The 11,003-nt window shown below is 70.5% G+C and carries 7 protein-coding genes; 6 read left to right on the top strand and 1 reads right to left on the bottom strand.

Annotated features, from left to right (window positions below):
• Positions 1–100: 100 nt before the first annotated feature.
• Positions 101–3,631 (bottom strand): methionine synthase, encoded by a 3,531-nt coding sequence (gene metH, locus ACZ6C1_RS24600; protein ID WP_469243280.1) that lies wholly within the window; start codon positions 3,629–3,631, stop codon positions 101–103.
• Between the two features lie 236 nt (positions 3,632–3,867).
• On the opposite strand from metH, the gene ACZ6C1_RS24605 reads away from it, so the two are divergent.
• The 6 genes from ACZ6C1_RS24605 (at position 3,868) to ACZ6C1_RS24630 (ending at position 10,846) form a co-directional block, all read left to right on the top strand.
• A complete protein-coding gene (locus tag ACZ6C1_RS24605) occupies positions 3,868–4,632 on the top strand; it encodes an IclR family transcriptional regulator (protein ID WP_469243505.1) in 765 nt (254 codons plus the stop codon).
• 234 nt (positions 4,633–4,866) lie between these two features.
• On the top strand, positions 4,867–5,658 hold the full coding sequence (locus ACZ6C1_RS24610; RefSeq protein ID WP_469243281.1) for an MIP/aquaporin family protein: 792 nt from the start codon (positions 4,867–4,869) through the stop codon (positions 5,656–5,658).
• A 32-nt stretch (positions 5,659–5,690) separates the two neighbouring features.
• Positions 5,691–7,217 (top strand): glycerol kinase GlpK, encoded by a 1,527-nt coding sequence (gene glpK / locus ACZ6C1_RS24615; RefSeq protein ID WP_469243282.1) that lies wholly within the window; start codon positions 5,691–5,693, stop codon positions 7,215–7,217.
• A gap of 6 nt (positions 7,218–7,223) precedes the next feature.
• Positions 7,224–8,834, top strand: coding sequence for a glycerol-3-phosphate dehydrogenase/oxidase (locus tag ACZ6C1_RS24620; RefSeq protein WP_469243283.1), 1,611 nt, complete (start codon positions 7,224–7,226; stop codon positions 8,832–8,834).
• An 88-nt stretch (positions 8,835–8,922) separates the two neighbouring features.
• A complete protein-coding gene (locus tag ACZ6C1_RS24625; protein ID WP_469243284.1) occupies positions 8,923–9,594 on the top strand; it encodes a FadR/GntR family transcriptional regulator in 672 nt (223 codons plus the stop codon).
• A gap of 181 nt (positions 9,595–9,775) precedes the next feature.
• A complete protein-coding gene (locus tag ACZ6C1_RS24630) occupies positions 9,776–10,846 on the top strand; it encodes a PAC2 family protein (RefSeq protein WP_469243285.1) in 1,071 nt (356 codons plus the stop codon).
• The last annotated feature ends 157 nt before the right edge of the window (positions 10,847–11,003 follow it).

The raw sequence follows: 11,003 nt of genomic DNA on the forward strand, positions 1-11,003 counted from the left end.
CTCTCCCCGGTGGGAACTCCCCGGGATGTTCCACTGGGAATTCCCGCTGGGGAAAGCGACCGGCCTGCACTGGACCGACCAGTGTACGTCGCGTCGGGATTTATCGCGCGTTGAAGTACTTCGCCTCGGGGTGGTGGATGACGATGGCGTCGGTGGACTGCTCCGGGTGGAGCTGGAACTCCTCGGAGAGGTGGACGCCGATCCGCTCCGGCTGGAGCAGGTCGGCGATCTTGGCGCGGTCCTCCAGGTCGGGGCAGGCGCCGTAGCCGAGCGAGAACCGCGCGCCTCGGTACTTCAGCGCGAACATGTCCTCCACGTCGGCGGGGTCCTCGCCGCCGAAGCCGAGCTCCGCCCGCACGCGCGCGTGCCAGTACTCGGCGAGCGCCTCGGCCAACTGGACCGACAAACCGTGCAGTTCGAGGTAGTCACGGTAGGAGTCGGAGGCGAACAGCTCGGCGGTGGCCTCGCCGATCCTCGATCCCACCGTGACGACCTGGAGGCCGACCACATCGGTCTCGCCCGACTCCTCGGGGCGGAAGAAGTCGGCCAGGCACAGGCGCCGGCCACGGCGCTGGCGCGGGAAGGTGAAGCGGGTGCGCTCGTTGCCGCTCTCGTCGAGGAGGATCAGGTCGTCGCCCTTGGACACGCACGGGAAGTAGCCGTAGACGACCGCGGCTTCCAGCATGTTCTGGGTGTGGAGCTGCTCCAGCCAGCCGCGCAGCCGGGGCCGGCCCTCGGTCTCGACGAGCTCCTCGTAGGTCGGTCCGTCGCCGGCGCGGGCCTGCTTCAGGCCCCACTGGCCCTTGAACAGGGCGCCTTCGTCCAGCCAGGACGCGTACTCCTTGAGCTGGATGCCCTTGACGACCCGGGTGCCCCAGAACGGCGGCTCCGGTACGGGGTTGTCGGTGGCCACGTCGGAGCGGACGCCGCTCTCGGGGGCCGGCTCGTCGACCACGGCACCGGCGGTGGAGCGCACACGCCGCTGCTTGAGCTCGGGCAGGGTGGCACCGGGGACGCCGCGCTTGACCGCGATGAGCGCGTCCATCAGGCGCAGGCCCTCGAACGCGTCGCGGGCGTACCGCACTTCGCCCTGGTAGATCTCGTGCAGGTCCTGCTCGACGTAGGCGCGGGTCAGGGCCGCGCCGCCCAGGATGACCGGGTAGTCGGCGGCCAGGCCCCGCTGGTTGAGCTCCTCCAGGTTCTCCTTCATGATCACGGTCGACTTGACCAGGAGACCGGACATGCCGATGACATCGGCCTTGTGCTCGTCCGCGGCTTCGAGGATGGCCGAAACCGGCTGCTTGATGCCGAGGTTGACGACGTTGTAGCCGTTGTTGGAGAGGATGATGTCGACGAGGTTCTTGCCGATGTCGTGGACGTCGCCACGGACCGTGGCCAGGACGATGGTGCCCTTGCCCTCGTCGTCCGTCTTCTCCATGTGCGGTTCGAGGTGGGCCACCGCGGTCTTCATCACCTCGGCGGACTGGAGCACGAACGGCAGCTGCATCTGGCCGGAGCCGAACAGCTCGCCGACGACCTTCATCCCGTCCAGCAGGGTGTCGTTGACGATGTCCAGGGCGGGGCGGGTGGTGAGGGCTTCGTCGAGGTCGGCCTCCAGGCCGTTCTTCTCGCCGTCGATGATCCGGCGCTTGAGCCGCTCCTCCAGCGGCAGCGCCGCCAGCTCCTCGGCCTTGCCCGCCTTCATCGACTTGGTGTTGACGCCCTCGAACAGCTCCATCAGCTTCTGGAGCGGGTCGTATCCCTCGGACCGCCGGTCGTAGATCAGGTCGAGGGCCGTGGTGACCTGCTCCTCGTCGAAGCGGGCGATCGGAAGGATCTTGCTGGCGTGCACGATCGCGGAATCCAGGCCGGCCTTGACGCACTCGTCGAGGAACACGGAGTTCAGCAGGATCCGGGCGGCCGGGTTCAGACCGAAGGAGATGTTCGACAGGCCCAGCGTGGTCTGGACTTCGGGGTGGCGCCGCTTGAGCTCGCGGATCGCCTCGATGGTGGCGATGCCGTCCTTGCGGGACTCCTCCTGGCCGGTGCAGATGGTGAAGGTGAGCGTGTCGATCAGGATGTCCGACTCGTGGATGCCCCAGTTGCCGGTGAGGTCGGTGATCAGCCGCTCGGCGATCTCCACCTTCTTCTCGGGCGTGCGGGCCTGGCCCTCCTCGTCGATGGTGAGGGCGATCAGGGCCGCGCCGTGCTCCTGGGCGAGGGCGGTGACCTTCGCGAACCGGGACTCGGGCCCGTCGCCGTCCTCGTAGTTGACCGAGTTGATCACCGCGCGGCCGCCGAGCTTCTCCAGCCCGGCGCGGATGACCTCGACCTCGGTGGAGTCCAGGACGATGGGCAGGGTGGAGGCGGTGGCGAACCGGCCGGCCAGCTCCTCCATGTCGGCGACGCCGTCACGGCCGACGTAGTCCACGCACAGGTCCAGCATGTGGGCGCCCTCGCGGATCTGGTCGCGGGCCATCTCCACGCAGTCGTCCCAGCGGCCCTCCAGCATGGCCTCACGGAACTTCTTCGAGCCGTTGGCGTTCGTCCGCTCGCCGATCGCCATGTAGGCGGTGTCCTGGCGGAACGGCACGGTCTGGTAGAGCGACGCGGCACCCGGCTCCGGACGGGGCTCGCGCGGGGCCGGGGCGAGGCCCCGGACGCGCTCGACGACCTGGCGCAGGTGCTCCGGCGTCGTACCGCAGCAGCCGCCGACCAGGGAGAGCCCGTACTCGCGTACGAAGGTCTCCTGCGCGTCGGCCAGCTCGGGCGCCGTCAGCGGGTAGTGGGCGCCGTCCTTGCCCAGGACCGGGAGGCCGGCGTTGGGCATGCAGGACAGCGGGACACGGGAGTGGCGGGCCAGGTAGCGCAGGTGCTCGCTCATCTCGGCGGGGCCGGTGGCGCAGTTCAGCCCGATCATGTCGATGCCCAGCGGTTCCAGGGCGGTGAGCGCGGCGCCGATCTCGGAGCCGAGGAGCATGGTGCCGGTGGTCTCGACGGTGACGGAGACGATCAGCGGCAGGTCGGCGCCGGTGGCGTCCAGGGCCCGGCGCGCGCCGAGGACGGCGGCCTTGGTCTGGAGCAGGTCCTGGGTGGTCTCCACCAGCAGCGCGTCGGCGCCGCCGGTGATCATGCCCTCGGCGTTCTGCTGGTAGGCGTCGCGCAGCTTGACGTACGGGGCGTGGCCCAGGGTCGGCAGCTTGGTGCCGGGGCCCATGGAGCCGAGGACCCAGCGCTGCTGTCCGGTGGAGGCGGTGTACTCGTCGGCCACCTCGCGGGCGATGCGGGCGCCGGCCTCGGACAGCTCGTACACCCGCTCGGAGATGTCGTACTCCCCCAGCGCCGAGAGGTTCGCGCCGAAGGTGTTGGTCTCGACGCAGTCGACGCCGACGGCGAAGTACTCCTCGTGGACCGCGCGGACGATGTCGGGCCGGGTGATGTTGAGGACCTCGTTGCACCCTTCGAGGTTCTGGAAGTCCTCGAGGGTGGGGTCCTGCGCCTGGAGCATGGTGCCCATGGCTCCGTCGGCCACGACCACACGGGTGGCGAGGGCCTGGCGGAGGGCTGCGGCTCGGGTCCGGCTGTCAGTGCTGCTGGTGCTGTCAGCGGAGGGGGTCGGCGACGAGGCCATGGATGTGCTCCCTGGAGTGCGACGGCTGTCGGCTTTGCGCCTTCGGTGGAAGGCGCACCGGGCCAGAGTAACCGCGTACCCATCGGGGCGGACATCTTGTTTCAGGTGGTGGGACGGCATGCTGGGGCGGCGTCGTCCGTCCGCGCGGGCTGCCGGGGGGCTTCCTCGATGTGGCTCAAGGTCGACAACGACCGATAGTGTTCAGCATTGTCGAACTGAGGGAGAAGGGCCGGGCGATGCCGAAGAACATCCAGTCGCTGGAACGGGCGGCGGCGATGCTGCGACTGCTCGCCGGGGGCGAGCGCCGTCTCGGGCTGTCGGACATCGCGTCGTCGCTCGATCTGGCCAAGGGCACCGCGCACGGGATCCTGCGCACCCTCCAGGCGGAGGGCTTCGTGGAGCAGGACGCGGCCTCGGGCCGCTACCAGCTGGGCGCGGAGCTGCTGCGCCTCGGCAACAGCTACCTGGACGTCCACGAGCTCCGGGCACGCGCCCTGGTGTGGACCGACGACCTGGCGCGCTCCAGCGGCGAGAGCGTCCACCTGGGGGTCCTGCACCAGCACGGCGTGCTGGTCGTCCACCACGTCTTCCGGCCGGACGACAGCCGTCAAGTGCTGGAGGTCGGTGCCATGCAGCCGCTGCACTCCACGGCCCTGGGCAAGGTGCTGTCCGCGTACGACCCGGTGGCGCACACCGAGGTCCTGGAGGTGGAGCGCGAGGCGTTCACCCCGCGCACCGTCACGGACCTGGAGGACTTCGAGGCCGTGCTGGACATGACCCGTGCGCGCGGCTGGGCGGCGGACGTGGAGGAGACCTGGGACGGCGTGGCGTCGGTGGCCGCACCCATCCACGACCGGCGCCGGATGCCGGTGGGGGCGGTGGCCATCACGGGCGCCGTGGAGCGGGTCTGCAACGACGGGGAGCTGCGGCAGGAGCTCGTCGCGGCGGTTCGGGACTGCGCCCGCGCGGTCTCCCGGGACTTGGGCGCCGGGCGCTTCTGAGGCCCCGGGCGCATCATCGGTAACGAACGCATTTCAGCCAACAGAACTCTTGACGCCACGTTTACCAGGGGGCAAAACTGCCGTTCATCGGTCGGCATTGTCGAACACCTACCGGCAATACGCGCTAGAGTGTGACAACGCCAGGAGGCCGGTTAACGCCCTCACCTGAGGGCGCGGACCACCGGAGGGACCCGGGGTTCGCCTTCCCCTGGACGAAGGACAAAGGAGTCGCGGGTGTCCAGCTCCGACATCTTCATCGGCGAGATCATTGGTACCGCCGTACTCATCCTGCTCGGCGGTGGCGTGGTCGCCGCCGTCGTACTCAAGCGCTCGAAGGCGCAGAACGCCGGCTGGCTGGCCATCACCTTCGGGTGGGGCTTCGCGGTTCTGACCGCCGTCTACATGACGGGCACGCTGTCCGGCGCCCACCTCAACCCCGCCGTCACGGTCGGCATCGCGATAAAGGACGGGGACTGGAACAACGTCCCGGTCTACTTCGCGGGCCAGCTCCTCGGAGCGATGATCGGCGCGGCACTGGTGTGGATCGCCTACTACGGACAGTTCCACGCGCACCTGACCGATCCCGAGATCGTCGGCAACCCGGCGGAGAAGGCCATCGAGGGCCCGCACGACGAGGCCAAGAGCCACGCCGGCCCGGTCCTCGGCGTCTTCTCCACCGGCCCCGAGATCCGCAACGCCTGGCAGAACCTCGCCACCGAGATCATCGGCACCCTGGTGCTGGTGCTCGCGGTCCTCACGCAGGGCCTCAACGACAGCGGCAAGGGTCTCGGCACCCTCGGCGCCCTGATCACCGCGCTGGTCGTGGTGGGTATCGGTCTGTCGCTCGGTGGCCCGACCGGCTACGCCATCAACCCGGCCCGTGACCTCGGACCGCGCATCGTGCACGCCCTGCTCCCGCTGCCGAACAAGGGCGGCTCCGACTGGGGTTACGCCTGGATCCCCGTCGTCGGCCCGCTGATCGGCGGAGCCCTCGCCGCGGGTATCTACAACATCGCGTTCGCCTGAGCCGTCCTTCTCACAGACTTACGGGAGCAACCGTGACCGACGCACACACCACCGGCCCGTTCATCGCGGCCATCGACCAGGGCACCACCTCCAGCCGCTGCATCGTCTTCGACCGCGACGGGCGCATCGTCTCCGTCGACCAGAAGGAGCACGAGCAGATCTTCCCCAAGCCCGGCTGGGTGGAGCACGACGCCGCCGAGATCTGGACCAACGTCCAGGAAGTCGTCGCCGGCGCGATCGAGAAGGCCGGGATCACCTCGGCCGACGTCAAGGCCATCGGCATCACCAACCAGCGCGAGACCACGCTGCTCTGGGACAAGAACACCGGTGAGCCCGTCCACAACGCCATCGTCTGGCAGGACACCCGCACCGACGCGCTCTGCAAGGAGCTCGGCCGCAACGTCGGCCAGGACCGCTTCCGCCGCGAGACGGGCCTGCCGCTCGCGTCGTACTTCGCCGGTCCGAAGATCCGCTGGATGCTCGACAACGTCGACGGCCTGCGCGAGCGCGCCGAGCGCGGCGACATCCTCTTCGGCACCATGGACTCCTGGGTCATCTGGAACCTCACGGGCGGCGTCGAGGGCGGTCACCACGTCACCGACGTCACCAACGCCTCCCGCACCATGCTGATGAACCTGCACACCATGGAGTGGGACCAGAAGATCCTCGAATCCATGGAGGTCCCGGCGGCGGTGCTGCCGGAGATCCGCTCCTCCGCCGAGGTGTACGGCCACGTCAAGGGCGGCGTCCTGGACGGTGTCCCGGTCGCCTCCGCGCTCGGCGACCAGCAGGCGGCCCTGTTCGGCCAGACCTGCTTCTCCGAGGGCGAGGCCAAGTCGACGTACGGCACCGGCACCTTCCTGCTGCTGAACACCGGCGAGAAGATCATCAACTCGTACTCGGGTCTGATCACCACCGTCGGATACAAGATCGGCGACCAGGCTCCGGTGTACGCCCTGGAGGGCTCCATCGCCGTCACCGGCTCGCTGGTGCAGTGGATGCGCGACCAGATGGGCCTGATCAACTCCGCCGCCGAGATCGAGACCCTCGCGTCGTCGGTCGAGGACAACGGCGGCGCGTACTTCGTACCGGCCTTCTCCGGCCTGTTCGCCCCGTACTGGCGCTCCGACGCCCGCGGTGTGATCGCCGGCCTCACCCGGTACGTCACCAAGGCGCACATCGCGCGCGCCGTGCTCGAGGCCACCGCCTGGCAGACCCGCGAGATCACCGACGCCATGACGAAGGACTCCGGCGTCGAACTGGCCGCGCTCAAGGTCGACGGCGGCATGACCTCCAACAACCTGCTGATGCAGACCCTCTCGGACTTCCTGGACGCCCCCGTGGTGCGCCCCATGGTCGCCGAGACGACCTGCCTCGGCGCCGCCTACGCCGCCGGCCTGGCCGTCGGCTTCTGGCCCGACACCGACGCGCTGCGCGCCAACTGGCGCAGGGCCGCCGAGTGGACCCCCCGCATGGACGCTGATCAGCGTGACAGCGAGTACAAGAACTGGCTCAAGGCCGTCGAGCGGACCATGGGCTGGATCGAGGACGAGGAGTAAATCGACATGACCACCCTGCAGAGCGTCCCCTCCCTCGGGACGCACCCGGCTGCCGGTTCCCTGCCGAGCCGTGCCGAGACGCGGGAGCAGCTCTCCAAGGCCACCTACGACCTCCTGGTGATCGGCGGCGGCATCCTGGGCATCTCCACGGCCTGGCACGCCGCGCAGTCCGGGCTGCGGGTGGCCCTGGTGGACGCCGGCGACTTCGCCGGCGCCACCTCCTCCGCCTCCTCCAAGCTTCTCCACGGCGGTCTGCGCTACCTGCAGACCGGCGCGGTGAAGCTGGTCGCGGAGAACCACTTCGAGCGCCGTGCGGTCTCCCGCCAGGTCGCCCCGCACCTGGCCAACCCGCTCACCTTCTACCTGCCGGTCTACAAGGGCGGACCGCACGGCGCCGCCAAGCTCGGCGCGGGCGTCTTCGCCTACTCGGCGCTCTCCGCCTTCGGTGACGGCGTCGGCCACCTCCTGAGCCCCGCCAAGGCCGCCCAGGACGTGCCGGAGCTGCGCACCGACAACCTCAAGGCCGTGGCCGTGTACGGCGACGACCAGATGAACGACGCGCGCATGGCCCTGATGACGGTCCGCGCCGCCGTCGACGCGGGCGCCACCGTCCTCAACCACGCCGAGGTCACCGGCCTGCGCTTCACCAAGGGCCGGGTCACCGGCGCCGACCTCCGGGACCGCACCAGCGGTGACGAGTTCGGTGTGGACGCCCGCCTCGTCCTCAACGCCACCGGCCCGTGGGTCGACCACCTGCGCCGGATGGAGGACCCGAACGCGGCCCCCTCCATCCGCCTGTCCAAGGGAGCGCACCTCGTACTGAAGCGCACCTCCCCCTGGAAGGCCGCGCTCGCCACCCCGATCGACAAGTACCGCATCACCTTCGCCCTCCCCTGGGAGGACATGCTGCTGCTCGGCACGACCGACGAGGAGTACGAGGGCGACCCGGGCGAGGTCGCGGTCAACGAGAAGGACACCACCCAGATCCTGGACGAGGCCGCGTTCTCCATCCGCGACCAGCAGCTCTCCCGGGACCTGATCACCTACTCCTTCGCGGGTCTGCGGGTGCTGCCGGGCGGGCCCGGCGACACCTCCAAGGCCAAGCGCGAGACGGTCGTGACCGAGGGCCGCGGCGGCATGCTGTCGGTCGCCGGCGGCAAGTGGACGACCTTCCGCCACATCGGCCGCACGGTGATGAACAAGCTGGCGTCCCTGCCCGGCCACCCGCTGGGCGAGGACATGGAGCCGATCTCCCGGCTCCCGAAGAAGCTTCCGCTGCCGGGCATAGCCAACCCCAACGCGGTCGCCCACCGGCTGCTGGTCGACGGCGGTACGCCCGGTCCGCGCATGGCCGCCGACACCGCCCGCCACCTGGCCACGCACTACGGCTCGCTCTCCTTCGAGATCGCGCGCCTGGCCAACGACAACCCCGAGCTCGCCGAGCGCATCCACCCGGACGCGCCGGAGATCTGGGCCCAGGTCGCCTACGCCCGGGACCACGAGTGGGCCGAGACGGCGGACGACGTGCTGCGCCGCCGTACGACCCTGACGATCCGGGGTCTGGCGACGGACGAGGTCCGCGCCAAGGTCGAGGACATGCTCGGCAAGAAGGCCTGACGGCCCGAAGCCGGTTCACCGAGGGCGGCCCTTCCGGGCCGCCCTCGCTGTACGCTCAGACATCGGATGTCTGGAGGGGGACACTGCCATGGCCGTGACCGACGAGGCGATCGAGAGAATCAAGGGGATGATCGTCTCGGGTGCCCTGCGCCCCGGCGACCGGCTCCCCAAGGAGAGCGAACTCGCCGCCGAACTGGGCCTGTCACGCAATTCCCTGCGCGAGGCCGTGCGGGCCCTGTCGCTGATCCGCATCCTCGACGTACGCCAGGGCGACGGCACGTACGTCACCAGCCTCGACCCCCAACTGCTGCTGCAGGCACTCGGCTTCGTCGTGGACTTCCACCGGGACGACACCGCGCTGGAGTTCCTCGCCGTACGCCGGATCCTGGAGCCCGCCGCGACCGCCCTGGCCGCGAGCCGCATCACCGACACCGAACTGGACGAACTGGCCGGCCGGCTGGACGCGCTGGGCGACGCGCCGGCCGCGGAGGAACTGGCCGCCGCCGACCTGGAGTTCCACCGGGCCGTGGCCCGCTCCTCCGGGAACGCGGTCCTCGGCGCACTGCTGGACGGCCTGTCCGGGCCGACGACCCGGGCCCGGATCCGGAACGGCACGGCCCGCCGGGACGCGGTCCACCGCACCCTCCACGAGCACCGCGCGATCCTGGCGGCACTCCGCGAACGCGACGCGGAGGCGGCCCGCTCCTGGGCGACGGTTCATGTGGCGGGAGAGGAACAGTGGCTCCGGTCGGCCCCCTGACACGGGGGGCGCCGCGCAGGGCTCGGATGAATCGGCTGACTTCGCCCCGTGTTTCCGCCGGTCGTCGTGGGTAGTGGCTCCCGGTCGAGTACAGCACGCGGACCTGTACGGGGGCTGCGGGCGGGGCCCCGAAAAGCCGTAAGGTTGGTCCGTACGCACGGAACTTCGGAAGGAGGCCTGGGTGATCGAGCTCGAGGGGGTTCCCGAGCTGATCGACCCGGTCATGGTGGCCGCGTTCGAGGGCTGGAACGACGCCGGCGACGCCGCCTCCACCGCGGTCGCGCACCTGGAACGGGAGTGGAAGGGCGAGGTGTTCGCGGCGCTCGACGCCGAGGACTACTACGACTTCCAGGTCAACCGGCCCACGGTGTACCTGGACGGCGGGGTACGGAAGATCACCTGGCCGACCACCCGGCTCTCGGTGGTCCGGGTGGGCGGTGACAAGCCGCGCGACCTGGTGCTGGTCCGCGGTATCGAGCCGTCGATGCGCTGGCGCTCGTTCTGCAACGAGCTGCTCGGCTTCGCCCATGAACTGGGCGTGGAGATGGTGGTGATCCTGGGCGCGCTGCTCGGCGACACCCCGCACACCCGGCCGGTGCCGGTCAGCGGCGTCACGTCCGACCCGGACCTGGCACGCACCATGGACCTGGAGGAGACGCGGTACGAGGGCCCGACGGGCATCGTCGGCATCCTGCAGGAGGCCTGCACGCACGCGGGCGTTCCCGCGGTGAGCCTGTGGGCGGCGGTGCCGCACTACGTGTCGCAGCCGCCGAACCCGAAGGCGACGCTGGCTCTGCTCAACCGGCTGGAGGACCTCATCGACCTGCGCATCCCGCTGGGTGAGCTGGCGGAGGACGCGCGGGCCTGGCAGGTCGGCGTGGACCAGTTGGCCTCGGAGGACAGCGAGGTGGCGGAGTACGTGCAGACGCTGGAGGAGGCACGGGACACGGCCGAGCTTCCGGAGGCGTCGGGCGAGGCCATCGCCCGCGAGTTCGAGCGGTACCTGCGGCGGCGGGACGGCGGTCCGGGCCACGCGACCGAGGTCGGCGACAGCTCGTACCTGCGCGACACGTCGAGCGGGCGGACGCGCCCGCCGAAGCCGCCGAAGGCGGAGGACACGGGCACCGACGGCGGGGACGGCGACGCGCCGGATGCGCCCGGCTCCCCCGAGTCGCCGGACTCCCCCGGCCCCTCGGATTCCCCCGGCTCCCCGGATTCCCCCGGCTCCTCCCCGGATTCCTCCGAGGACTGACGGACCTACGACGGCGGGGGGGGGGGGGGGGGGGGGGGGGGGGGGGGGGCGGGGGTGGGGGGGGGGGGGGGGGGGGGGGGGGGAGGAGGGGGGGGTGGGGGGGGAGGGGGAGGGGGGCGGAAAACACAAGGAACTACCACCCATCCTGTCTTGGTGG

The organism is Streptomyces sp. NPDC041796 (assembly GCF_055590785.1).

What these genes read in the sequence shown, in the direction of transcription:
- metH (WP_469243280.1), bottom strand. Translation starts at nt 3,631, where the DNA reads ATGGCCTCGTCGCCGACCCCCTCCGCTGACAGCACCAGCAGCACTGAC.
- ACZ6C1_RS24605 (WP_469243505.1), top strand. Translation starts at nt 3,868, where the DNA reads ATGCCGAAGAACATCCAGTCGCTGGAACGGGCGGCGGCGATGCTGCGA.
- ACZ6C1_RS24620 (WP_469243283.1), top strand. Translation starts at nt 7,224, where the DNA reads ATGACCACCCTGCAGAGCGTCCCCTCCCTCGGGACGCACCCGGCTGCC.
- ACZ6C1_RS24625 (WP_469243284.1), top strand. Translation starts at nt 8,923, where the DNA reads ATGGCCGTGACCGACGAGGCGATCGAGAGAATCAAGGGGATGATCGTC.